Source organism: Acidovorax sp. NO-1, assembly GCF_000238595.1.
GTDB lineage: Bacteria > Pseudomonadota > Gammaproteobacteria > Burkholderiales > Burkholderiaceae_C > Acidovorax.
In genome coordinates, this window is the sequence record NZ_AGTS01000077.1 from 165,828 (window position 1) to 188,208 (window position 22,381).

24 protein-coding genes are annotated in these 22,381 nt (G+C 62.8%); 4 read left to right on the plus strand and 20 right to left on the minus strand.

Annotated features, from left to right (window positions below; translation table 11 throughout):
- Position 1: 1 nt before the first annotated feature.
- Genes KYG_RS10720 through KYG_RS10740 form a run of 5 tightly spaced genes read right to left on the minus strand, consistent with a single transcriptional unit; the run spans position 2 to position 3,529 of the window.
- The gene (locus KYG_RS10720) at positions 2 to 475 is read right to left on the minus strand and encodes a CBS domain-containing protein (protein ID WP_008904914.1); all 474 of its coding nucleotides are present in this window, start codon (positions 473 to 475) and stop codon (positions 2 to 4) included.
- Positions 476 to 485: 10 nt separating this feature from the next.
- Entirely contained in the window at positions 486 to 2,249 is a 1,764-nt protein-coding gene (arsA, locus tag KYG_RS10725; protein ID WP_008904915.1) for an arsenical pump-driving ATPase, read from the minus strand.
- A 17-nt stretch (positions 2,250 to 2,266) separates the two neighbouring features.
- Positions 2,267 to 2,635, minus strand: coding sequence for an arsenite efflux transporter metallochaperone ArsD (arsD, locus tag KYG_RS10730; protein ID WP_008904916.1), 369 nt, complete (start codon positions 2,633 to 2,635; stop codon positions 2,267 to 2,269).
- A 40-nt stretch (positions 2,636 to 2,675) separates the two neighbouring features.
- Positions 2,676 to 3,155: an arsenate reductase ArsC gene (locus tag KYG_RS10735; RefSeq protein WP_012387025.1), complete on the minus strand. Its 480-nt coding sequence runs from the start codon at positions 3,153 to 3,155 to the stop codon at positions 2,676 to 2,678.
- The gene (locus KYG_RS10740; RefSeq protein WP_034694147.1) at positions 3,152 to 3,529 is read right to left on the minus strand and encodes a helix-turn-helix transcriptional regulator; all 378 of its coding nucleotides are present in this window, start codon (positions 3,527 to 3,529) and stop codon (positions 3,152 to 3,154) included. The genes KYG_RS10735 and KYG_RS10740 overlap by 4 nt, the downstream gene beginning before the upstream one ends.
- Before the next feature lie 186 nt (positions 3,530 to 3,715).
- Here KYG_RS10740 and KYG_RS10745 point away from each other — a divergent pair, with 186 nt between their 5' ends.
- Entirely contained in the window at positions 3,716 to 4,279 is a 564-nt protein-coding gene (locus tag KYG_RS10745; RefSeq protein WP_008904918.1) for a recombinase family protein, read from the plus strand.
- Here KYG_RS10745 and KYG_RS10750 read toward each other — a convergent pair.
- The 6 genes from KYG_RS10750 to KYG_RS10770 are packed head-to-tail and all read right to left on the minus strand — an operon-like array spanning position 4,233 to position 10,538.
- A complete protein-coding gene (locus tag KYG_RS10750) occupies positions 4,233 to 5,096 on the minus strand; it encodes a hypothetical protein (RefSeq protein WP_008904919.1) in 864 nt (287 codons plus the stop codon). The genes KYG_RS10745 and KYG_RS10750 overlap by 47 nt on opposite strands.
- Entirely contained in the window at positions 5,089 to 5,493 is a 405-nt protein-coding gene (locus KYG_RS24930) for a pyruvate:ferredoxin (flavodoxin) oxidoreductase (protein WP_008904920.1), read from the minus strand. Before KYG_RS24930 ends, KYG_RS10750 begins: the two co-directional genes overlap by 8 nt.
- 6 nt (positions 5,494 to 5,499) lie before the next feature.
- A complete protein-coding gene (gene nifJ / locus KYG_RS10755; protein ID WP_202798339.1) occupies positions 5,500 to 8,676 on the minus strand; it encodes a pyruvate:ferredoxin (flavodoxin) oxidoreductase in 3,177 nt (1,058 codons plus the stop codon).
- Between the two features lie 60 nt (positions 8,677 to 8,736).
- On the minus strand, positions 8,737 to 9,717 hold the full coding sequence (locus KYG_RS10760; protein ID WP_008904922.1) for a cation diffusion facilitator family transporter: 981 nt from the start codon (positions 9,715 to 9,717) through the stop codon (positions 8,737 to 8,739).
- Between the two features lie 15 nt (positions 9,718 to 9,732).
- On the minus strand, positions 9,733 to 10,152 hold the full coding sequence (locus tag KYG_RS10765) for an OsmC family protein (protein ID WP_008904923.1): 420 nt from the start codon (positions 10,150 to 10,152) through the stop codon (positions 9,733 to 9,735).
- Entirely contained in the window at positions 10,149 to 10,538 is a 390-nt protein-coding gene (locus KYG_RS10770) for a rhodanese-like domain-containing protein (RefSeq protein ID WP_008904924.1), read from the minus strand. The genes KYG_RS10765 and KYG_RS10770 overlap by 4 nt, the downstream gene beginning before the upstream one ends.
- Positions 10,539 to 10,744: 206 nt before the next feature.
- Here KYG_RS10770 and KYG_RS10775 point away from each other — a divergent pair, with 206 nt between their 5' ends.
- Positions 10,745 to 11,107, plus strand: coding sequence for a carboxymuconolactone decarboxylase family protein (locus KYG_RS10775; protein ID WP_008904925.1), 363 nt, complete (start codon positions 10,745 to 10,747; stop codon positions 11,105 to 11,107).
- Positions 11,108 to 11,161: 54 nt separating this feature from the next.
- Here KYG_RS10775 and KYG_RS10780 read toward each other — a convergent pair whose 3' ends face one another.
- The 9 genes from KYG_RS10780 to KYG_RS10820 all read right to left on the minus strand — a co-directional run bounded on the left by KYG_RS10780 (position 11,162) and on the right by KYG_RS10820 (position 19,161).
- The gene (locus KYG_RS10780) at positions 11,162 to 11,854 is read right to left on the minus strand and encodes a cytochrome c biogenesis CcdA family protein (RefSeq protein ID WP_008904926.1); all 693 of its coding nucleotides are present in this window, start codon (positions 11,852 to 11,854) and stop codon (positions 11,162 to 11,164) included.
- Complete coding sequence (locus tag KYG_RS23295; protein ID WP_008904927.1) at positions 11,851 to 12,303, minus strand: co-chaperone YbbN; 453 nt, start codon at positions 12,301 to 12,303, stop codon at positions 11,851 to 11,853. The genes KYG_RS10780 and KYG_RS23295 overlap by 4 nt, the downstream gene beginning before the upstream one ends.
- Positions 12,294 to 12,794, minus strand: coding sequence for a rhodanese-like domain-containing protein (locus KYG_RS10790; protein ID WP_008904928.1), 501 nt, complete (start codon positions 12,792 to 12,794; stop codon positions 12,294 to 12,296). The genes KYG_RS23295 and KYG_RS10790 overlap by 10 nt, the downstream gene beginning before the upstream one ends.
- Before the next feature lie 14 nt (positions 12,795 to 12,808).
- Positions 12,809 to 13,042 (minus strand): thioredoxin family protein, encoded by a 234-nt coding sequence (locus KYG_RS10795; protein WP_008904929.1) that lies wholly within the window; start codon positions 13,040 to 13,042, stop codon positions 12,809 to 12,811.
- 158 nt (positions 13,043 to 13,200) lie between these two features.
- Positions 13,201 to 14,253: a permease gene (locus KYG_RS10800; protein WP_050813841.1), complete on the minus strand. Its 1,053-nt coding sequence runs from the start codon at positions 14,251 to 14,253 to the stop codon at positions 13,201 to 13,203.
- Positions 14,254 to 14,867: 614 nt separating this feature from the next.
- Complete coding sequence (locus tag KYG_RS10805; RefSeq protein WP_008904932.1) at positions 14,868 to 15,482, minus strand: sigma-70 family RNA polymerase sigma factor; 615 nt, start codon at positions 15,480 to 15,482, stop codon at positions 14,868 to 14,870.
- 60 nt (positions 15,483 to 15,542) lie between these two features.
- Positions 15,543 to 16,850: a sigma-54 dependent transcriptional regulator gene (locus KYG_RS10810; RefSeq protein ID WP_008904933.1), complete on the minus strand. Its 1,308-nt coding sequence runs from the start codon at positions 16,848 to 16,850 to the stop codon at positions 15,543 to 15,545.
- Positions 16,847 to 18,268 carry an ATP-binding protein gene (locus KYG_RS10815; RefSeq protein WP_237707244.1) on the minus strand — a complete coding sequence of 474 codons (1,422 nt, stop codon included), beginning with the start codon at positions 18,266 to 18,268 and terminating at the stop codon, positions 16,847 to 16,849. Before KYG_RS10815 ends, KYG_RS10810 begins: the two co-directional genes overlap by 4 nt.
- A 23-nt stretch (positions 18,269 to 18,291) precedes the next feature.
- Positions 18,292 to 19,161, minus strand: coding sequence for a PhnD/SsuA/transferrin family substrate-binding protein (locus KYG_RS10820; protein ID WP_034694079.1), 870 nt, complete (start codon positions 19,159 to 19,161; stop codon positions 18,292 to 18,294).
- Positions 19,162 to 19,323: 162 nt separating this feature from the next.
- On the opposite strand from KYG_RS10820, the gene KYG_RS10825 reads away from it, so the two are divergent.
- Together KYG_RS10825 and KYG_RS10830 are read left to right on the plus strand one after the other, a co-directional pair.
- Positions 19,324 to 19,848, plus strand: a complete 525-nt coding sequence (locus tag KYG_RS10825) for an arsenate reductase (azurin) small subunit (protein WP_008904936.1) — start codon at positions 19,324 to 19,326, stop codon at positions 19,846 to 19,848.
- 10 nt (positions 19,849 to 19,858) lie between these two features.
- A complete protein-coding gene (locus KYG_RS10830; protein WP_008904937.1) occupies positions 19,859 to 22,342 on the plus strand; it encodes an arsenate reductase (azurin) large subunit in 2,484 nt (827 codons plus the stop codon).
- The last annotated feature ends 39 nt before the right edge of the window (positions 22,343 to 22,381 follow it).

Consider the following 22,381-nt stretch of genomic DNA (forward strand, 5'->3'; position numbering starts at 1 on the left):
GTCAATTCTCTCTTTCCAGCGGGTTTTCTAGTTCTTTAAGAAGGCTTAAGAGGTCAATCCGGGAAATGACGCCGATCACTTTCCCATCCTCCACGACAGGAAGGGACGTTAAGTGATGGTCCACCATCAGCCGGGCTGCAACGGAGGAATGCATGGCAGGCGCGACGCTGTGCACTTCCGTGGTCATTACCTCTGCGGCAGTACGCCCCTCGGCCTTGTCGCGCTGCGTCCCCTTTGGGCCAAGAAAGGAAACCCAGAAGTTCTCCTTCCAAATCGATTCACGGGGTTCAAGCCGTTCGTCCGCTCCCCGGTGAATCAAGTCCTCCGCAGTCACAACGCCGATCAGCCGACCAGCGCCGTCGACCACCGGAACGCCGTTGATGCGATGGGCAAGCAGCAGCCTCGCGATGTCCTCAACCGGTGTTTCAGGTTGAATGGTTACCGGATCGGGCGTCATGTAATTCCGGATCAACATGGTCGATCTCCTATGTTTGGGGATGGATGAGCGCACGCAGTCGTTCTGCACCGATCGGTTCTTCCTTCAGAAGCGGGACAACCGCGTAACGGTCCGCGTGCTGATTGGCCACGGCGCTGATTTCGCGTAGCTCGTTGGCCGCACGCTGACGCAGTAACGGCGACTTGGCCGAAGCCGCCGCCACGCTTGTGTTGATGATCCAGGCCCATGGCTCGATCCCGGCACGGCGCAAGTCAGCTTGCAGGTTGGCGGCCTCCAATACCGGCGTCGTCTCTGCCAGCGTGACGACGAGTACCTTCGTTTGCTTCGGGTCCTGCAATTGCATCATCGGCGTCGTGAAGTGCACGCCGGTCTTGCCCATTTGTCGTGACACTTCGCGGTGATACGCACCCGTCGCGTCGAGCAGGAGCAAGGTGTGCCCGGTCGGGGCCGTGTCCATGACGACGAACTTTTTACCGGCCTCGCGAATGATGCGGGAGAACGCCTGGAAGACCGCAATCTCTTCCGTGCAGGGCGAACGCAGATCCTCTTCCAACAGCGCGCGGCCTTCGGCATCGAGTTGAGCGCCCTTGGTTTCCAGGACGTGCTGGCGATAGCGCTCGGTCTCGGCATGCGGATCGATTCGGCTCACGGTCAGATTATCGAGCGAGGAATCCAGTGTGTCGGTCAAGTGGGCAGCAGGATCGGAGGTCGTCAGATGCACCGGTAAGCCGCGATGCGCCAGTTCGACCGCGATGGCGGCCGCCAGGGTTGTCTTGCCTACACCACCCTTGCCCATCAACATGACCAGCCCGTGTCCATCCGCCGCGATGCCGTCGATCAGCTCGGCCACGCTGGGCTCGTCGAGTTCGATCGGGGAATCAACCGCTGTGGGTGCTTGTGGAGGAAGGTCGGTCAGCAACTGCCGCAGTGCTTCAAGGCCGACGAGATTGAAGGGCTTGAGTTCTACATGATCACGCGGAAGCGCAGTCAACTTAGCCGGGATGTTCTTCAGCGCCGTTTGTTCCCGTTCGTGGATTGCAGCGGCGAGTGGGTCGGTAGCGGCTTCGATGTGAGGCAGGATGCCGTTGATGACGAGATGTTGCTGTTTGAGGCCTATGGCTGCCAGTTCTTCGTGGGTTCGGGCGACCTCGCGCAAGGTCGCCTGCTGGGCGCGAGCGACCAGCACCAGACGGGTTTGCAGCGGATCGGCCAAGGCTTCAACAGCCGACTTGTACTGAGTACGCTGCTTTTCCAGACCGGCCAGCGGGCCGAGGCACGAGGCATCGCCCTTGCCGGCTTCTAGGAAGCCGCTCCACGCGCCCGGCAGTTGCAGCAAGCGGATAGTGTGGCCGGTGGGCGCTGTGTCAAAGATGATGTGCTCGTAATCAGCCGTGAGTGCCGCGTTGGTCAGTAGCGCGGTGAACTCGTCAAATGCGGCAATTTCGGTGGTGCACGCGCCGGACAACGATTCTTCGATGCCCTTTACCACGTCATCAGGAAGCACGCCGCGGACCGGGCCGACCAGGCGCTCCCGATAGGCACTGGCCGCTGCCTCGGGATCAATCTCCAGAGCAGAAAGACGTGGAACCGCCGGAATCGGTGTGACGCGATTACCGATATCGACACCAAATACCTGCCCGACATTGGATGCCGGGTCGGTACTGACCAGGAGGACGCGCTTTCCGGCTTCGGCTAACTGAATGGCCGTGGCGCAGGCAATCGAGGTCTTGCCGACGCCACCCTTGCCCGTGAAAAACAGAAAACGGGGAGGAAGTTGCAGGAATTTCATCATTGTTTTCTCCATGTTGTTCAGCAGCAGCCACGCGGGCCGGAGCAGCAACCGCCCGTCGCCGGTATGGCGGCATCTGCAGGTTGATCAATGCCGATCCAGAGGGACAATTCAGCCCGCTTTGGATAACGCCCTGCGAGGGCCACTTCACCATCGACCAGGATCAGTGGCAGCGCATCCTGACCGGAGCGCTGCAAAAAACCTTTTACGGTCGCATTTTCGGCAAACATCTGTGGCTGCTGCGCCAGGTTGTAGCGTTCGATGTGCGCGCCGTTCTGCTTCGCCCAATCAACATCAGCAGCAAAAGTCACCAAGGCTTGGTCAACCTCCACGCCGCAGACGCCGGTGCTGCAACACAGCGATGGGTCAAACACTTCGATCTTCTTCATTTAAACTCTCCATCAAGTATTCAAATATAAGTCAAAAAAACTACGCCGAAAGCACCCCAATCCGATCCAGTTCCGCCTTCAAGCGTGTCCGGTCGTGCGCAAGTTGCGCCAACGGCAGCGCGTGGAAGGCTTCGATGCGACGCCGCAAGATACGGTAGGCCGTCGTGAACGCGGCTTCGATTTCCGCTTCGGTCCCTGTGGCATGAGCGGGATCGTCAACACCCCAATGCGCACGCAGTACCGAGCCAAGATACGCCGGACAGGTTTCCCCAGCAGCATTCGAGCACACGGTGATGACCACATCCGGAGCCAGCGGCAGGTTGTCCCACGATTTACTGTGCAGTCCGTTCGTGTCGATACCTTCACGCGCCAAGAGCGCCAGGGAACGCGGATGGACGGTCCCGGTCGGCTGACTTCCCGCACTCATCGCTTTCCATCCTGTCGGAGCCAAGTGGTTAAAGGTCGCTTCCGCCAGGATGGAACGGCAGGAGTTACCGGTACAAAGAAACAGAATATTCATGTTGTCGCTTTCGCTGGAGTGGGTGACAGGAGCGGCAAGAACTCCTCGGAACACTTCGAGGCGGTACGCAGTTCAAGGCATTGATCGGGGCTACCCGAACAGCATTCTTCGGTGAGGTACGCAATCAAATCCAACATTAACGGGATGTCCGCTCGGTAACGTTGGAAGCGACCCTCCTGCTCAACCGTCACCAGATGAGCTTGTGACAGCGCCTTGAGGTGAAATGAAAGGTTGGCCGGCGGTATGTCCAGCGCGTTAGCAATCTCGCCTGCCACCATGCCGCCCGGCCCCTTCTTGACCAACAGCCTGAACACATCCAAGCGCAGGCCCGAGGAGAGGGATTCGAAGATCGATGTTGCGGCTTGCTTTTTCATCATCAAATAATACTACAACTATCGAAATGATGCAATCATGTCGTCGTGTCCGATTAGGCTATGCCCTAACCTGACGTCAGGACAGCCTACCCAGAAACGTCCGGATAGACTCCATCGCTTAATTTACTGACACAAGCTGCGCAAGGTCATAGATTTATTCCTGACACTTTTCTGTTTGGGGGCATCTTGCAAGGTCAACGTATCGGCTACGTCCGGGTCAGCAGCTTCGACCAAAACCCGAAGCGGCAACTGGAACAGGTCGAAGTCGGAAAGGTATTCACCGACAAGGCATCGGGCAAGGACACCCAGCGCCCAGAACTTGACTCGCTGCTGGCCTTCGTGCGCGAAGGAGATACGGTGGTGGTGCACAGCATGGATCGCTTGGCTCGCAACCTCGATGACCTGCGCCGCCTTGTGCAAAAGCTGACCAGGCGCGGTGTGCGTATCGAGTTCGTCAAAGAATGCCTGACCTTCACCGGCGAGGATTCGCCGATGGCAAACTTGATGTTGTCGGTCATGGGCGCGTTCGCCGAGTTCGAGCGAGCATTGATCCGCGAGCGGCAGAGGGAAGGCATCGCGCTCGCCAAACAGCGCGGAACATACAGGGGCCGCAAGAAAGCGCTTTCGCCCGAACGCGCCGCTGAACTTCTGCAACGCGTCAAGACCGGCGAGCAAAAGGCAAAGCTGGCCCGTGAATTTGGCATCAGCCGCGAAACGTTGTACCAGTACCTGCGCGAAATTGGAGCTTAACGTGCTTAATTTTCCGTTTTCTGAGACGACCCCCACACAGGACCGCACGGGCCATGTCCTCACCGGTGTGCACGCCACCGGAGCAAGCCATATCCAGCCTGGAGGAGCCTGACAGCACGGCCAGCGCGTGCAGGCGCAGCGGCAGCTCTGATGAAGTGGACGAAGAAAGGCTGCGGTACACGGACAGGTCGTCGAGGTCGATGCTCGGTTCGTAGAAGCGGTTGAACAGGGTCACGCCCCGTGCACCCACCTGCTCCAGCCTTTGCACAAAGGCCGGTAGCGATGCATAGAACGGCGTTAGCTTGACGGCCACAGGAATGGACACGGCAGCCACGACCGCAGCCACCACCGCGAGCTGTCGCGATTCCACCTCGGCGCCAGTCTCTGCGGTCTGGGTGACGACCTCGTAGAGATTAAGTTCCAGCGCATCGGCACCCGCATCGGCCAGTTGCCGGGCGTAGCGGGTCCAGCCTCCGGGCGTGGTTCCGTTCAGTGACGCGATCAGGGGCACATCCACCACCTGTTTCAGTGCCCGCATCTGCGCCAGGTGGTGTGCGGCACCCTGGCCAAAGACCGCCGTGTCCGGCATGAAGTGGCCGGCCTCGGCGTTCATGTCGGCATGGTTGTCGAGGAACCGATGGGCCTTCATCTGCTCTTCGCTCAGTTGCTCCTCGAACAACGAAGGCATGGCGATGGCGCCAGCCCCGGCGGCCACCGCCTGTGCTGTGGCTTGGGGATCGAGGGCCAGGGGCGAAGCGGCCAAGACCAGCGGGCTTTTGAGCCGCAGGCCCATCCAGGATGTGGTGAGGTCAGCCATGGTGTTCGGGCGGCAAATGGATGTGGGACAACTGTTCGTACAAAGCCTGCCGCTGCCGCACCGCGTCGCGGGCGGCCTGCAACAGCTGGCGGTAGCGATCCGGGTCACGCAACTCGACCATGCGGAAGCGCCCTTCTGCGGCCATGGCGTCGGCCACATCAAGCGTCGGCGCACCCGAGTCCAGCATCAGCGGCGTCTCGCCCTGATCGACGCGCTGCGGATCGAAGCGGTACAGCGGCCACAGACCGCTGTCCACCGTCCGCCGTTGCTGATGCGGTGACTGCACCAGGTCGTAGCCATGGGCGATGCAGGGACTGTGTGCGATCACCAGCGATGGGCCCGGATGGCGCTCGGCCTCCAGCATGGCTCGCACGGCCTGTTCGGGGTGCGACTGCATGCCGATCTACGCCACATACACATGGCCGTAGCCCATGGCCAGCAGGCCCAGGTCCTTCTTGCGCACCGCCTTGCCCGCGATGGCGAACTTGGCCGATGCCCCCAATGGTGTGGCCTTGGACTGCTGCCCTCCGGTGTTGGAATAGACCTCGGTGTCCAGCACCAGAACGTTGACCTTGTGGTGCGAGGCCAGCACGTGGTCCAGCCCGCCGTAGCCGATGTCGTAGGCCCAGCCATCACCACCGACGATCCAGACGCTGCGCGGCAACAGGGCTGGCGCCGCGTCACGCAGTGCGGTGGCTTCAGGCGAGGTATCCTGCGCCAGCAGGTGTTCCAGTTCGCTGACCCGTTGACGCTGGGCCAGAGCCCAAGTCTCGCCGGTGCCCTCACGATCCGGCGGCTGGAGCAGACCGGCCACGAGTTCCGCGGGGAGCCGTGGGGCAAGCGATTCCAGCAGCGCGCGGGCGCGATCGGTGGCCGCATCCAGCGCCAGGCGCATGCCCAGCCCGAACTCGGCGTTATCTTCGAACAGCGAGTTCGACCAGGCCGGTCCCCGCCCTTGTGCGTTGACGGTCCAGGGCGTGGTCGGCAGGTTGCCACCGTAGATGGACGAGCAACCCGTGGCGTTGGCCACCAGCAGCCGGTCACCGAAGAGCTGGGTCAACAAACGCAGGTACGGCGTCTCGCCACAACCCGCGCAGGCCCCGGAGAACTCGAACAAGGGCTGGCGAAAAGCCACGTTGCGCGGCTCCAGCGGCAGATGCCGCAGCTCGGCCAGCGGGATCTGTTCGAAGTAGTCAAACGCCGCGCGCTGCACGGCACGGTGTTCAACCAGCGGCTTGGAGACCAGGGCCCTGCGGCGGGTGTCGTGCCGGTCCTTGGCCGGGCAGACCTCGATACACAGCCCGCAACCCGTGCAGTCTTCGGGCGCCACCTGCACCGTGTAGGCCAGGCCCTCCAGCGAAGGCTCGAACGCCTCCATGAGCGATGGAAAACCCGCTGGCGCATCGCCCAACGCTGCGGGGTCGTACACCTTGGCGCGGATCGCTGCGTGCGGGCAGATCGTCACGCAGCGGTTGCACTGCACGCACAGGTCGGGCTGCCAGATGGGGATGTCCAGCGCGATCGCGCGCTTCTCCCAGCGGCTCGTGCCACTGGGCCAGGTGCCATCGGGCGGAAACGCGCTCACAGGCAGTTCGTCGCCCCGGCCCTCCAGCAGCAGGCGGGTGACGCGCTGAATGAAGTCAGCCGCCTGGACTGGAACGGCCGACGGACGAGCGCGCGTGGCCGTGGCCTGTTCGGGCACGGCGATCTCAGTCAGGGCCTCCAGCGTGCCTTCCAGCGCCAACAGGTTGCGCCGCACCACCTCGGGACCACGCCGTCCCCAGTGCTCTTCGAGTGAACGGCGCAGGTGCACCATCGCCTCGTCCATGGGCAGCACCTTCGACAAAGCGAAGAAGCACAGTTGCATCACCGTGTTGATCCGCCGGCCCAGCCCGGCACGCTCGGCCTGGGCGTAGCCATCAATGGCGTACAGGCGACAGCGGCGCTGGATCAGCTGCTGCTGGACCTCGCTCGGGAGCGTGTCCCACACACGCGCAGCGGGCACCTCGGTGTTGAGCAGCACGGTCGCACCCGGCGCGGCGATGTTGAGCACATCGCGCCGCTCCAGAAACTCCGGTGCGTGGATGGCGACAAATTGCGCCTGGGTGATGCGGTAGGTGGAGTGGATCGGCCGGGGGCCGAAGCGCAGGTGGGACACCGTGGTCGATCCGGCCTTGCGCGAATCCAGCTCGAAATAGCCTTGGGCAAACAGGCCCGCCTGTTCACCGATGAGCTTGATGCTGGCCTTGTTGGCCGATACGGTGCCGTCCGAGCCGAGGCCGAAAAACACCGCGCGCATCACGTCGGGAGCCTCCAGCTCGCGGTCGAACGCCGAGTCCCATGCCAATGATGAACCGGACACGTCGTCCCGGATGCCCACGGTGAAACGGGCCGGAGGACGTGGCAGCGCCAGGGCGTCGAACACCGCCTTGACCATGGCGGGCGTGAACTCCTTGCCCGCCAGGCCGTAGCGGCCCCCGCTGATCCGGGGCAATGCGGTGCGGCGCCCGTCGGCCACCGCCTGCACCAACCCCGTGGTCACTTCCTGCAGCAAGGGCTCGCCCGACGACCCGGGCTCCTTGGTCCGGTCCAGCACGGCAATGGCCTGCACGGTGGTTGGCAAGGCCTGCAGCAAATGCTCCACCGAGAACGGACGGAACAGCCGCACCTTGACCGCGCCGACGCGTTCGCCCTGAGCAACCAGATGCTCGACCACTTCGTGTGCGCACTCGGCACCCGACCCCATCAGCACGATGACCCGCTCCGCCGCCGGATCACCCACATAGTCGAACAGGTGGTACTGGCGACCCGTGAGCGCCGCGAAGTGCGAGAAAGTGGCCTCCAGTGCTTCCGGAAAAGCCGTGTAAAACGGCTCGACGGCTTCGCGACCCTGGAAGAAAGTGTCCGGGTTCTGCGACGTGCCCCGGATGACGGGGCGCTCCGGGTCCAGCGCCCGCTGCCGGTGCGCCGCGATGCCGTTGGCCGGCAGCAGCGCGCGCAGGGTCTGATCGTCGAGAACGGCCACGGTGCCGATCTCGTGCGAGGTCCGGAAGCCGTCGAAAAAATGCAGCACCGGTATGCGGACCTTCAGGGTGACCGCATGCCCCACAGCAGCCAGGTCCTGCGCCTCTTGAGCCGAGCCGGAAGCCAGCAGCGCGAAGCCGGTGCCGCGAGCGGCCATCACATCGGAGTGGTCGCCAAAGATCGACAGCGCGTGGGTGGCGACGCTGCGCGCTGCCACGTGCATGCAGAACGAAGTCAGCTCCCCGGCGATCTTGTACATGTCCGGCAGCATCAGCAAAAGCCCTTGCGATGCCGTGAAGGTCGTGACCAGCGCCCCCGCCTGCAGCGCGCCGTGCACGGCGCCGGCCGCGCCGCCTTCGGACTGCATCTCGACCACCTTCGGCACGGACCCCGACAGGTTGGGCTTGTGATCGGCTGCCCAGACATCGGCCAACTCACCCATGGCCGAAGCAGGCGTGATCGGGTAGATCGCAATGACCTCACTGGCGCGGTAGGCCACGCTGGCCACGGCCTCGTTGGCGTCAAGCGTGCGTCTATCACCTTGGGATGTGTGCATGTCGTTCAACGCCGGAGCGGGTTCTGGTGGATTGAAAGACGTCGTCAGGGGCGCCCACGTTCAGTGGCTGTGCACGTGACCGTGCTCTGAGGCAGGGCCTGAATGACCCGCCGGATCGCGGTTCCTACCCGATCCAGCCTGCCACACACCACAAGGCTCGGTGAACGGCTCGTTCACCACCTGCAAGGTGACATGGGATATCTCGAAGCGATCATGCAGTTGCTCCGTGGCACCCTTCAGAAACCCATCGTCCGCATGACCCTGTGGCATCACCAGGTGGGCCGTCATGGCCACCTCCGCCGTGTCCATGGCCCAGATGTGCAGGTCGTGCACGTGGCTGATGCCCGGCAGCGTTGCCAGGTAGTCGTGCACCGCTTGCGGGTCAACGCTGTCGGGAACGCCATCAAACAGCAGGTGCAAGGACTGCCGGAACAGGTTCCACGTACCCACCAGAATCACGGCGGCGATCAGCAGGCTGACCACCGGATCGAGCCACACCCAGCCCATCCACAGGGTGAGCGCGCCGGCCACCACCACACCGGCCGACACCAGCGCATCCGCCGCCATGTGCAGGAAGGCGCCTCGGATGTTCAGGTCGCTCTCGCGTCCCCGCATGAACAGCAAGGCGGTCGCGGTGTTGACCAGGATGCCCACCCCCGCCACCGCCATGATCGTCACGCCCTCCGATCCCGCCAGCGGATCGGGTGACATCAGGCGCCCCGTGGCCTCCCAGACCAGCGCACCCATGGCCACGAGCAGCAGCAAAGCGTTGGCAAATGCGGCCAGGATGCTGCCGCGCTTCCAACCGTAGGTATGCCGGGAGTTGGGCTTGAGCTTCCCAGCCAGCGCGCCACCCCAGGCCAGCACCAGCCCGGCCACATCGCTCAGGTTGTGACCCGCATCGGCCAGCAAAGCGAGCGAATTGATCTTCCAGCCGTAAAACGCCTCAATCAACACGAAGACGATGTTCAGGCCAATGCCGATTGCAAAGGCCTTGTTGAAGTTGGCGGGGGCATGGCTGTGTTCGTGTCCGGCGTTCATCGGTGTTTTTCTCTCTCACGCGCGGCGCATCACGCCGCTCAGATCAGTGCCGGGCGCCACGGTGTTGAAGACGGTGCCGTACTTCTTCACGTTGTCGTGCAACAGGTCGATGCGCCGGTCTGGTTCATCGGTGTCCACCACGATTTCATAGCGGATGCTTTCCATCTTGGGTGGCACGTCCTGACGAACCCCGTCCACGATCACCTGCACGCCACGCAGCTCGAACTTCAGGATCGGCACGACACGCTCGATGCCCTTGATCATGCAGGCCGACAGCGCTGCGAGCAGCAGCTCGGCGGGGTTGAAGGCATCGGGATTGCCCGCCATGTCGGTGTCCAGCGCAATCTCAGCGTTCTTGCAGCGCGAGAGGCTGCCATGGGCATCCACGCGGCGCGAGCTCACGTGAAAGGTCATCTTGGTGGGGGTGTCGGTCATGTCTTGCCTGTTGGATAGGGTGAAGCCGAGGATGGATGAGACAGCGGCGCTGTATCCATGCGTTGCCCCTTGACAGGGTACCCCTTCTGCATCCAAAGAAGCAGGCCGCCGCGCACAGGTTTGACCCGTGACAAGCCCATGCGCTGCAAATACAGAGCCGCTTCGGCGCTTTGGGTGCCGTTCTGGCAAACCACCAACACATCGCGGTCGGTGGGCAGCTCACGCCAGCGCTGGGTCAACTCGCTGAAAGGCAGGTGGATCCATTCGGGCACATCAAAGGCCAGCGCCTGGACTTCATCTTTCTTACGAACGTCGAGCAGCACCGCGCCTGACATAGCGTCCGCATAGGCGTTGGTGGTGCAGATCAGCCCCGGTTCTTGGTTCATGCACAGAAGACGGCGACAGCGCCGAAGAGATGCAGGCCAAATCATCGCACCGTGTTGCGATGTGTTCTGTGGGCAGACGCACAGACCGGGTACCCGGTTCAAAGGAAAGCTGGGCGGCTCTGCTCGCGGATGGCATGGCTCTGCATCTTTTGCATGGCCTCTGCGTCTTCTTCGAAAACCGTCACTCAACCCCACAGGAGAAAGCCATGAACGCCAACGACATCCTTGACATGATGCGCAAAGGCATGGGCCAGGTGCCCGCCGCGATTGAAAAATCTGTCCCCGTGGACCCGGCGCTGATACAGGAGCATGTGCGCTCCAAGGCCTTTGCCATGCCAACCGACAACCCGGCCCTGGACGAAGACACACGGACGCTGATTTACCTGGCTGCGGCGCTGGCGGGCACGAGTCCGGCCTGCGTGAAAGCCATGGCCAACAAGATTGCCCAGCAAGGCATTGCCGCCAACAAAGTCATCGAGACCGTGCACATCGTGCGCTTGGCAATGGCCACCAAGGTCATTGGCGATGCCGAACCGGTGTTTGATGCGTTGGCGCGCAAAGCCAATTGACCGGCCGACAAGCTGTTTGGGTCTGACTGTTGTGCAGGGCACCCCAACACGGCTTCAGTTGAATGGCAGCGGAAAGCCCAAACCCTGGCTCATCCACCACGCGCCCGCCAGCCCCATCACGAGGGCAAAGGCACGTCGGCCGGGCAACCAGGCGTCCCAGCGGCTGAAGCGGGCGATCATGGATGACGCGGCCGAAGGCATGGCGCCCGCCAGCAGAATCAAAACGCTGTGCCCCAGGCCGTAGGCCAGCAGCAGCGCCGCACCCCAGGCCACCGAGGTCCCCAACAAAGCACCAGACCCCGCCATCGTCAGCGCAGCGGCCAATGCCGGCGTGGCGCAGGGGCTCATCACGGTGCCGATCAAACCGCCCAGCACCAGCGCACCCCAGTAACCCGAGCGGGCCAGACGCTGCTGCATGGCCACCGGCAGGGTGATTCCGCACGTGGAGGCCGTGGACCACCACAACCAGGCCGCCAGACCCATCACCAGGGCACCGACCACCACCAGCCAGGGGCCGGGCAGCACACCCATCAACAACCCCAGTCGCGCCGCCAGCAGGCCCATGGCCAGCAACGCGAGGTTCATGCCCGCCACAAACGCGAGCGACAGCGTCCATGCCCGGCGTGGACTGCTGGTCTGCCCGCCCACGAACCCCACCGCCACAGGCACCGCCGCCAACACACAGGGCGATGCCGATGTCAGCAGGCCGCCCAGCCAGGCGGCGGCCAGTCCTTCAAGACCCGTCATGGCACTGCCGCTGCCACACCCAGGCGAACCAGAATCTCGTCGCCGCTGATCTTGCCCATGTGGCGTCCGATTTCCTGGCCCTGCGCATCGAAGAACACCTGTGTCGGCATGAGACGGATCTGGTAGCGGCTAATGAAGTCGCGCTCTTTGAGAATGTCCACGTCGGCCACCGTGATGCGGTCGCCATGCGATTGCACCAGTGCGGCCAGCACCGGCTTCATCTCGCGGCAGCTCTGGCAGGCGTTGGCGCCGAACTCGATGATCGCCGGCTTTCCAGCCGCCAGGGCTCTCACCACGGGATCAGCCACCGGATAGGCCTCTGCGGCTGGCTGCGGAGCAACAGCCTCCTGCCCCACCCGCTGGTACAGACCGACACCCGCGGCCAGCGCGAGCGGCAACCCGGCTGCGACCCACCAGGTCGCTCGGTTCACCGCCACGGTCAGCAGCAACCGGCTTTGGTGCTTTGCGCCGCTACCGAGCCGCAGTAGCCCGTTGCCGACGCGGTGGCTTCCTGTGCGGTCGCCGCACTGCCACAGCAGGCGCTGGCCGCTGGTTCAGGCGCTGCATTGTCACCGCAGCAAGACGAAGCAGTAGCAGCAGCCGGTTCCTCGTAGCGCTCACCGATCACCGGGAACCCCTTGCGCATCCACTTGAGCAGACCGTCTTCCATGTTGCTCACACGGGTGTAGCCGTGATACTGCATGAAGTAGGCTGCTTTGAGGCTGCGAGCACCGACCTCGCACACCATCACCAGATCGCGGTCCTTGGGCAGTTCGCTCCAGCGCTGCTCCAGCTCGGAGAGCGGGATGTTCACGATGGCCGGCACGTCAAACGCCGTGCGGGCCACTTCGGTGCGCTCGCGAACGTCCACCAGCAAAGCACCCTCGCCCACCAGGCGGCGCGTGGTGGTGGGGCAGATCTGTTTCGCTTCTTCCAGCATGGTGTGTTCTCCGTTCAGGCAGCGAGCCACTGTTCAATTTTTTCGCGGGTGGGCACGCCGCCGGCGTGTACCACCTTGCCATTGATGACCACGCCGGGCGTGCTCATGACGCCGTAGCCCATGATGTCGCGCAGCTCTTCCACCTTCTCCAGCTTGACCTCGACGCCCTTGGCTTTCGCCACCTGGTCGATCAGCGCGATGGTGCTTTTGCAGTTGGCACAACCTGTGCCGAGTACCTTGATGTCCATGATTTACTCCTGTTCCATTTCGAGATCGGTGAGATTGGCTGTCTGGGGCAGCCAGTCCTCCATATGCTTGAGATGCTTGTAGGGCAGCGTCAAAGCTCTTAACTGCGTCGTCGCGATGCGCATGCTGACGGGCCTCCGTGTTGGGTATTCGGCAAGGCTCAAAGAACCGCGTTGAATACAAAACCCACGATCAGGATGCCGGTGGCGACCACAGCCACGAAGGTGGCGATGAGCCTCACCTTGAGCACCTTGCGCAGGATGATCATTTCGGGCAGCGAGAGCGCGATCACGCTCATCATGAAAGCCAGCACTGTGCCCAGTGCTGCGCCCTTGGCCAGCAGGGCCTGCACTATGGGGATAACGCCAGCTGCGTTGGTGTACATGGGCACACCGATCAGCACCGCCAGCGGCACCGACCACCAGGACTCCTTGCCCATGAAACTGGCCATGAAGTCCTGCGGCACCCAGCCGTGGATGCCGGCGCCGATGGCAATACCGACAAGGATGTAGGGCCAGACCTTGCCCACGATCTCCCGCACCGATGCGAAACCCGCCTGCACCCGGTCGGCCAGCGTCGTTTCAGCCGCCTCGTAACCCGCCGACATCTTGGGCATGTCGCGTACCCAGTCTTCGAGGTACGCCTCCATTTTCAGACGGCCAATGATCCAGCCGGACACGACGGCGACCGACAGACCCAGGCCTAGATACAGCGCAGCGATCTCCCAACCGAACATGCCGAACAGCAGCGCTAGAGCCACCTCGTTCACCATGGGCGCCGAGATCAGGAATGAGAAGGTCACGCCCAGCGGCACGCCCGCCTGCACAAAACCGATGAACAGCGGCACCGCCGAGCACGAGCAGAACGGTGTGACGATGCCGAGCGAGGCAGCCATCACATTGGCCACCCCCTCGGTGCGCCCGGCCAGCAGCGCGCGGGTGCGCTCGGGCGTGAAGTAGCTATTTATCATGCCCATCACGAACACCACCCCCGTGAGCAGCATCAGCACCTTGGGGGTGTCGTAGAGGAAGAACTGCAGCGCACCGCCCAGGTGGCTGGTCCGGTCTACTGGCAAGGCCGCGACCAGCGCCTCAGAGCCCGGCAGCAGGGTCTGATAAAGGCCAAACCAGCCCAGCGCCGCCAGGATCAAGAACAAGACCGGCTGGCGAAGCGGCCAGCCCTGTACGGGCAAGGGAGACGGCGAGGTGTTCATGCCACAGAAGACGCGGCACCTCGCCAAAAGATGCAGGTTGGTTCATAAAATAATGAAACCTTCCGCCGATGGCCCGTTCGGCCTCTTATCAGTCCGGTGACGACTTACACCTCTTCGGCAAACATCCGGCCTTTTTCGACCAACGGCCGCTTGCCCGCTCCGCGCAGCAAAGTGCTGGGTTGCCACCGGGGTTTGGGGAAGTCCTTGCGCCAGTCTGGGCCGATCCCTGGAGGCACGGAAGCTGTAGCCCTTCTTTCTCGGGCAGCTCACAACGTCCACGGTTTTCTTGTCGATGGACAGCGCCACCATCCGCAGCCCCTGGCCGCGCGCGAAACGGGCAGGGGCAGGACCTCCAGCACACAAGCCGCGGTTTGCCCTGGGCTTGGACCACTCCGAACCCCAAACCATCAAGGAGCGTGATCCGCGGCTGCTTGACCTCGCAGGCGAGCGAGGTCAGCGGTGACGCATTCACCTCCTAGCTGGCGACCGATACCGGCTGGCCCAGGCGGCGGGCTATGGACTGGCAAGCACGGCGGTGGCACCAAACCAGGCGCGGCGGCATCAGCCACCCGCGATGAGGTCGGTTGAGGTGTCTGTGGTTGTGTGGCGTGGTTTCACGGAGCGCCTTTGCGACAAGCGGGGTTGTTGCCGGGCTGGGCCTCGCAGTTGGGTGCAGCGACGTCCGCCGACAGCGGCGGACGGGGCACGAAATCGTCGATGCGGCCGACATCGTCGAACGAAATCTGGCAGGCCGTGGTCATGCGTTCGCGCATGCGCTTGCGAGCCCGCTGCACGCGGGACTTGGCCGCCGACAGGCTCAGGTTCTTGAGTCGGGCAAAGTCCCCTTGCTCCATGCCCTGTAGATCGCACAACTCGATGGCTTCTCGGTCCTGCGGGTCTAACTCGGACAGGACTCGGGGCAAGCAGGCCTGGGCAAGCGAGTCGACCGGGTCGGTCTGCTCAACCGGTGCGGGTAGCTCGTCCAGCCCCTCGGGCAAAGGCAGGCTGTCGCGTGACACGCGCATGCGGTCGGTGAGGGTATTGCGGGTGATCTCAAACAGCCAGGCTCGCGGTTGCGCAATGGCGTCGAAACGGTCACCTTGTTTGAGGGTCTTGAGAAACACGTCCTGCAGAAGATCGTCCACTTCGCTCTTCACCGGCGCCCGCGACATCAGCCAGCGGCGCAGCTCGGCTTCGTGGCGGGACCAAGCAGACAACAGGGTGTTCATTTTGAAGTCAGCAAGGCTGTGTGAAGGCGGTTGGTCTTGAGCGGAGGCGGATCACTAGCCTCAGGCCGTGATCGATAGCTTTTTCATTTTCTCCCAAAGTGTCTTTCGGCTGATGCCCAGCACCTCAGCTGTCTTTCCGACGCTTCCTTCGCAGTGTGAAAGAGCTTTGCGAATGTGTGTGCGCTCCACACCTTCAAGAATGATCTGCAGCGGCTCTATCGGTTCTGTGTTGGCGCCGTTCGGCGGTGCGTTCGCGCTCTCCAACGCCAGGGGCGTGTCGAGCAAGCCACCATCGCTCATCACCAGGGCTTGCTCCAGATACGAACGCAGCTCGCGCACATTGCCCCGCCATTCGCGTCCCATGATGTCGCGCAAGAAGGTCTCGGACATTGCCAGCGGTCGACCTTGCTCCAGCACCAGCGACGCCAGCAGCCGCTCGGTCAGCCAGCGGATGTCTTCGGGGCGCTCCCGTAGGGGAGGCAAGGCGATCTTGATGACCGCCAGACGGTAAAAGAGGTCTTCGCGGAACTTGCCAGCACCCATGTCGGCGTAGAGATCGCGGTTCGTCGCCGCCAGGATGCGAAAGTCGCTTTGGGTGGTGCGCTCGGCACCGAGCCTGAAAAAGCACTTCTCCTGCAAGGCCCGCAGCAGCTTGGCTTGCATGCTGGCTGGCAACTCCCCCACCTCATCGAGGAACAGGGTCCCGCCGTTGGCGCGCTCCAGATAGCCTTTGTGCGCACGCATAGCGCCAGAAAATGCTCCCTTCTCATAGCCAAAAAACTCGGCCTCCATCATGGTTTCGGGGATGGCGGCGCAGTTGACCGCCACAAACTCGCCCCTCCCGCTGCGCGGATCCAGCTGGTGGATCAGCTGGGCGGCAACCTCCTTGCCCACCCCGGACTCTCCCGTGAGCAAGGTGGACACACGCTGGCCCGCCACTTTGTGCACCATGGCCTCGACGCGTCGCATGGCGGGCGAAACGCCCAGCACCGCAGTGTCTTCTGCGCTCGGCGCCACCGACACCGCCGCGTGCACCATGGCCACCAGGTTTTCGATGTCAAAAGGTTTGGTGAGGTATTCCCTGGCACCCGCTCTCACGGCAGTGACCGCGTCGTTGACGCTGCCATAGCCGGTGAGGAAAAACCAAGGCAAGGCCCGAAGGCTGGCGGGCAGCTCCACAAACCATTCCGTGGCCAGGCCGTCCGCCAGGCGCACATCGCTCACGATGGCCGACGGATGCCGGTCCAGCGGCTCGCGTGCCTCGGCCAGTCGCCTGCACCAGTGCACCCGCAGTCCCTCCAACTCGAATCGCTGGACCAGCGACTCGCCCATGATCGCGTCGTCTTCGATAACCAGAACCGTGTTCATGTGATCTTCTCCGGGGCCTCTCTGTTGGGCACTTGAAACACCAGCCGGGTCTGACCGGTCTCGGCAGCGTCGAGGCGAAACTGGCCGCGCAGGTGGCTGGCCAGTTCCTGGCAGACCCACAGTCCGAAGCCTCTGGGATCGCGCCCGCTTTCAGCCGCCAGCGTGCTGCGAAAGCGCTCTGCACTCAAGGGCGCGCCGCTGTTGGTGACGCTGAAAACCATCTCCACCTCGTTTGCCTTGAGCTCGGCCTGGATGGAGCCGTGTTCCCCGGCCGCCTTGAGCGCGTTGAGCAGCAGGTTGAGCATCACCTGCCGCAGGGGGGCGGACGGTACGCGCAACGCGGTGTCGACGTCGACGCGGGTGGCAATTTCCACCCTCAACTTGGCCGCAGTGCCTTGCACCAGGGTCACAATGTCGTCGAGGTCACCTGGCTCCAGAGGACGGTCTTCCATGCGCGCCTGCGGCAACAGGGCGGCGACCGTGGTGCGAATCTGCTGCAGCCCGCGATCAATGAGGTCGATGGTGCGGGCGCGGATGTCGCTGGAGCCACCGTGCAGGCGCAGGGTCTGCGTTGCCGTCAGCAGGCCCGCCAGCGGGTTGTTGATTTCATGGGCCACAGCCGCTGTCATGCGCCCGACGGCGGCCAGGCGTTCGGCAGAAAGTGCGCGCTCTTCAGCCCATTTGTTTCGCTCCAGCTCCCGCATGAGCTGGGCGATGGCTTCACCAATGCGAGCCAGTTCCGGGTCGGAGGTCTTGGGCAACTGAGTGCGCAATAGGCCGGGGTCTTCCCGGCCGATGCGTTCGATCAAAGCGACCAGGCGCTCGACGGGTTTCGTCATGCGCTGCCCGACCCACCAGCCCATGGGCACCAGCAAGGCGACAGCGAGGGCGATGCCGATCAGCGCCGTCTGGGCGAGCGATACCCAGTCGGGGACGAACACCGCCGCGTCCACTTCCATCAGTACAAAGCCGAGGGTTTGACCGTCTTCACTGCGGATCGGGTCCAACAGCAGCACCGATCCGTCGTGCTGCTCCACCCGCACCCTCGCTGCGATTCTGGAGGGCATCAGCAGGGGCTGGCCGTGCCAGGTTTCGCCAAGCAACAGGCGGCCAGTCTCTAGCTGAGCGGGGGCCGACGCGGCAAAGATTCGGCCTTCAGTGTCCAAAATGGCCAGGCGCGCATGCCCTTCAGCGGCACCGGGAATCAGTTCTGCTGTGTCTCTCAGCAGCGAAAAAACCCGCCATGTGTCGTCCGCTACCAGCATGGGGCGCACTTGGGCGATCAGCAGCACCACGGCCCGGTCGAGCAGAGAGAGCGTTTCTTTCCGGGCGTTCTGGGCAGACACCCGCGCGGTGACCGAAGTCACCAGCAGGGCCGCGATCAGCACGGCCAACGACAGACCCAAGGGGATTTGCACCCGATAGGGCAAACGCCTGAGCATCAGCCCACCACGCCGCTTCCGGAGACCATTAACGCCTGGCGCCGGATAGACTCAAAAAGGGTATGTGTGCCCGCAGTGAAACCCGACAGGTTCAGCGAAGCCAGCAGATCCTGCCCCACCTTGTCGTCGGCCATCCCCAGCAGTGCCTGCCGGAGCGACTCGGTGGACGCGGAGGGAGGCCGACGCCGGGTCACCAGCGGCGGAAATCCAAATGCATCCGATTTCCAGACTACCTCGGTTTTCTCGATAGCGGGCATTTTTTGCGACCGCATGGTTTCCCACACATACCCATCGATCGACCCTGCCTGGGCCAGCCCGGCCGCCACGGCTTCGGCCACGTTGCGATGGCTGTGCGCGAAGAAGGCCCGCTTGAGCTCGCGCGGCTTCACACCCGCTTTCGCGAGCTGGGCTTGCGCGACCAACCACCCGGAATTGGACAAGGGATCGGAGTACGCGAGTACCCGTTGCCTCAGATCGCCCCAGCCTTTGATTGAGGACGCAGGGGAAAATGCCTTAGACCTGATGAGATAGGCCTGATACAACGGCTGCCCCATGTACAAAGGCACGGCCAACAAGCTCAGGTCCGCTTCAAAGCGGATGTAGGGGTAGCCGCAGATCCACGCTGCATCCACTTGGTCGGAGAACAGCAAGTCCAACACCGACTGGTAAGACTCCCGAGCCACGAACCCCACTTCCGCACCTACGCGCGCACTCAGATACTGGCTCCAGCGAGAGAGAAAGGCCACTTGGTCGGCCAGGATCACCGGAGTCAGACCGATGCGCAACCGATCCGCTCCCCAACCGGGGAGGGACACAGCCGTCGCTGCGGCGCCGCAGGCTCCAGCGGCCAGATAGCGTCTTCGGTTCACGGTATTCCTGCGTTACGTTTTCGTAACATTGATTTTCATCATGGTTACGAAAAGTACACAGCGAACAAACCCTAAGGGCGCAAGTCCTTGTTTTTAAACAGATCGACTCCTGGCACAGCCATTGCGGTGTGAGATCGCCTTTGTTCAAAACCAGGAGACAAAATGGAAGACATCAAGATTGGTCGCCGATTTTTTCTGAAATCGGGTGGAGCCGCAGCAGCCGTGGCAGGCGCCACCGTCATCCCGATTCGCAACGCGAATGCAGCCACCTCGGCTGCGTCCAGCGGCACCACCCTGCCTTACCCCAAAAAATCCGTCGGTGCGGCCAAGGGCATGCCGCTGAACCAGGCGGTGAGTTTTGCCTACCCCGATGACAGCTCGCCCTGCCTTGCGATCCGCATGGGCTCGCCCGTGCCTGGCGGCGTCGGCCCCAATGGCGACATCGTTGCTTACAGCTCTTACTGCACTCACATGGGTTGCCCTGTTGGCTACGAACCGGGCACGCGGACCTTCAAGTGCGGGTGCCACTTCTCCATCTTCGATCCCGAGAACAGCGGTCAGATGGTGACCGGTCAGGCCACTGAAGACCTCCCGCGCATTCTGCTGGCTTACGACGCGGCCACCGACAGCATCCATGCTGTCGGGGTCGATGGCCTGATCTACGGTCGCCAGTCCAACATCCTTTGAGGAGCGCAGCATGACCACGCAGATCAATGACCGCATCGCGTTGCCTCCGAAAGACGCGCAAAAGACCAACATGACCTGCCACTTCTGCATTGTTGGATGTGGCTATCACGCTTACAAGTGGGACCACAACACCGAAGGTGGCCGCGCCCCAGACCAAAACGCATTGGGCCTGGACTTCCGAACCCAGTTGCCACCGTTTGCCACCACCCTGACCCGGGCGATGACCAACACCATCACCGACAAGGGCGGAAAGAAGTGGAACATCATGATTGTTCCAGACAAGGAATGTGTCGTGAACAGCGGCCTCTCAAGCACGCGCGGCGGCAAGATGGCCAGCTACATGTACACACACGACGGCATAGGTCGCGAGCGCCTGAAGCACCCCCGCATCAAGCGTGGCGACCAATGGCTCGACACCAGCTGGGAGCAGGCCCTCTCGATCTACGCAGGCCTGACCAAGAAAATCCTCGACAACGACGGCCCGGATGGCCTGTTCTACGACTGCTTCGACCACGGCGGCGCTGGCGGCGGCTTCGAAAATACCTGGGGCACCGGAAAGCTGATGTTCAGCGCACTGAAAACCCAGATGGTGCGCATCCACAATCGCCCGGCTTACAACTCCGAGTGCCACGCCACGCGCGACATGGGCGTGGGCGAGCTGAACAACAGCTACGAAGACGCGCAACTGGCCGACTGCATCCTGTGCACCGGTGCCAACCCCTACGAGACACAGACCAACTACTTCCTGAACCATTGGGTGGCCAACCTCTCCGGCGCCACGGTGGACAAGAAGAAGAAGTGGTTCCCGGGCGAAACGGCGGCGGCTGCCAAGGTCATCATCGTGGACCCGCGCCGCTCGGCGACGGTGGCGATCTGCGAACAGGTGGCCGGCAAAGAGAACGTGCTGCACCTCGACATCCAGCCGGGCACAGACACGGCGCTGTTCAACACGCTGTTCACCTACGTCGTTCAACAAGGCTGGATAGCCAAGAGCTTCATCGCCAAACACACCACCGGCTTTGACGATGCGGTTAAGACAAACCGTATGACCCTGGAGGACGGAGCCAAAGCTACTGGTCTCACCGTGGCTCAGATCAAACAGGCCGCCGAATGGGCCTATAAACCCAAGGCCAGCGGCCATCGCCCACGCACCTTCCACCCCTACGAGAAGGGCATCATCTGGGGCAACGACAACTACGTCATTCAGAGCGCGTTGGTGAGCCTGGTGTTGGCCACCGAAAACGTCGGCCGCCGTGGTACTGGCGTGTGCCGCCTGGGAGGACACCAGGAGGGTTATGCGCGCCCGCCCTACCCGGGGAACGGCAAGATTTATCTGGACCAGGAAGTCATCAACGGCAAGGGCCTGATGTACACGCTTTGGGGCACCAACCCCTATCAGACCACGGTCAACGCTGAACAACACCGGCTGGCACTGAGCAAGCGCGCCAAGATCGTGGACGAGGCGATCGCGCGAGCTCGCGGAGCGAGCGCCGAACAACTGGTCGATGTGATCTACAACGCCTGCAAGTACCAGGGAGGCATGTTTGTAGCGGCCATGAACCTCTACCCCACGCAGCTCGCCGACGACGCACACCTGCTGTTCCCGGCAACCCATCCCGGAGAAATGAACCTGACCTCCATGAACGGCGAGCGTCGCATCCGCCTGTCCGAGAAATTCATGGACCCTCCCGGTTCGGCCAAACCAGATTGCTTGATCGCCGCCGACATCGCCAACACGCTCAAGGCGATGTACCAGAAAGACGGCAAGGCTGATATGGCGAAGCGCTTCGAGGGCTTCAACTGGAAGACCGAAGAAGATGCTTTCAACGACGGCTTCCGCCGCGCCGGGCGCCCGGGGGTGGAGCCCATTGACAGCCAGGGAGGGCCCACCGGATACCTCGCCACCTACGAACTGCTGCGCAAGGCCGGAAACAACGGCGTGCAACTACCCATCAAGGAGGTCAAGGACGGTAAGCTGATCGGCACCGAAATGGAATACGCTGATGGCAAATTCAGCACCAGCGATGGCAAGGCTCAATTCAAGCCTGCGCCCTGGAACGGCCTGCCGAAGATGGTGGCGGACCAGAAGGCAAAGTACAAGTTCTGGATCAATCAAGGCCGGGCCAACGAAGTCTGGCAAACCGCGTACCACGATCAATACAACAGCTTCGTGCGTGACCGCTATCCGATGGCCTACATCGAGATGAACCCGGACGATGCAAAGGCGTTGGGTGTGGCGGCGGGCGACGTGGTCGAGATCTACAACGACTTCGGCAGCACCTACGCCATGGCCTATCCGCTCGCGGCGATCAAGGCGGGACAGACCTTCATGCTCTTTGGCTACATCAAGGGCGTGGCCGGTGACGTGGTGACCTCCTGGGTGGACCGCAACGTGGTGCCCTATTACAAAGGAACCTGGGGCGGCATCAAGCGTGTGGGTACCGTGGACGACTACAAGAAGTCCATCTCGTTTAAGGACCGCCGCTTCGCTTAAGGCTGACCCGGACGCGGGCAGCTCCTATGGCTGCCCGCC

Coding starts and splice junctions, on each gene's coding strand:
- arsD (WP_008904916.1), bottom strand. CDS start 2,635: ATGAAGAAGATCGAAGTGTTTGACCCATCGCTGTGTTGCAGCACCGGC.
- nifJ (WP_202798339.1), bottom strand. CDS start 8,676: ATGCACACATCCCAAGGTGATAGACGCACGCTTGACGCCAACGAGGCC.
- KYG_RS10770 (WP_008904924.1), bottom strand. CDS start 10,538: ATGAACCAAGAACCGGGGCTGATCTGCACCACCAACGCCTATGCGGAC.
- KYG_RS10795 (WP_008904929.1), bottom strand. CDS start 13,042: ATGGACATCAAGGTACTCGGCACAGGTTGTGCCAACTGCAAAAGCACC.
- KYG_RS10765 (WP_008904923.1), bottom strand. CDS start 10,152: ATGACCGACACCCCCACCAAGATGACCTTTCACGTGAGCTCGCGCCGC.
- KYG_RS10805 (WP_008904932.1), bottom strand. CDS start 15,482: ATGAACACCCTGTTGTCTGCTTGGTCCCGCCACGAAGCCGAGCTGCGC.
- KYG_RS10735 (WP_012387025.1), bottom strand. CDS start 3,155: ATGAATATTCTGTTTCTTTGTACCGGTAACTCCTGCCGTTCCATCCTG.
- KYG_RS10790 (WP_008904928.1), bottom strand. CDS start 12,794: ATGCTGGAAGAAGCGAAACAGATCTGCCCCACCACCACGCGCCGCCTG.
- KYG_RS24930 (WP_008904920.1), bottom strand. CDS start 5,493: ATGCAGTCGCACCCCGAACAGGCCGTGCGAGCCATGCTGGAGGCCGAG.
- KYG_RS10720 (WP_008904914.1), bottom strand. CDS start 475: ATGTTGATCCGGAATTACATGACGCCCGATCCGGTAACCATTCAACCT.
- KYG_RS10780 (WP_008904926.1), bottom strand. CDS start 11,854: ATGACGGGTCTTGAAGGACTGGCCGCCGCCTGGCTGGGCGGCCTGCTG.
- KYG_RS10825 (WP_008904936.1), top strand. CDS start 19,324: ATGGAAGACATCAAGATTGGTCGCCGATTTTTTCTGAAATCGGGTGGA.
- KYG_RS10760 (WP_008904922.1), bottom strand. CDS start 9,717: ATGAACGCCGGACACGAACACAGCCATGCCCCCGCCAACTTCAACAAG.
- KYG_RS10830 (WP_008904937.1), top strand. CDS start 19,859: ATGACCACGCAGATCAATGACCGCATCGCGTTGCCTCCGAAAGACGCG.
- KYG_RS10810 (WP_008904933.1), bottom strand. CDS start 16,850: ATGAACACGGTTCTGGTTATCGAAGACGACGCGATCATGGGCGAGTCG.
- arsA (WP_008904915.1), bottom strand. CDS start 2,249: ATGATGAAATTCCTGCAACTTCCTCCCCGTTTTCTGTTTTTCACGGGC.
- KYG_RS10800 (WP_050813841.1), bottom strand. CDS start 14,253: ATGAACACCTCGCCGTCTCCCTTGCCCGTACAGGGCTGGCCGCTTCGC.
- KYG_RS10750 (WP_008904919.1), bottom strand. CDS start 5,096: ATGGCTGACCTCACCACATCCTGGATGGGCCTGCGGCTCAAAAGCCCG.
- KYG_RS10775 (WP_008904925.1), top strand. CDS start 10,745: ATGAACGCCAACGACATCCTTGACATGATGCGCAAAGGCATGGGCCAG.
- KYG_RS10740 (WP_034694147.1), bottom strand. CDS start 3,529: ATGAAAAAGCAAGCCGCAACATCGATCTTCGAATCCCTCTCCTCGGGC.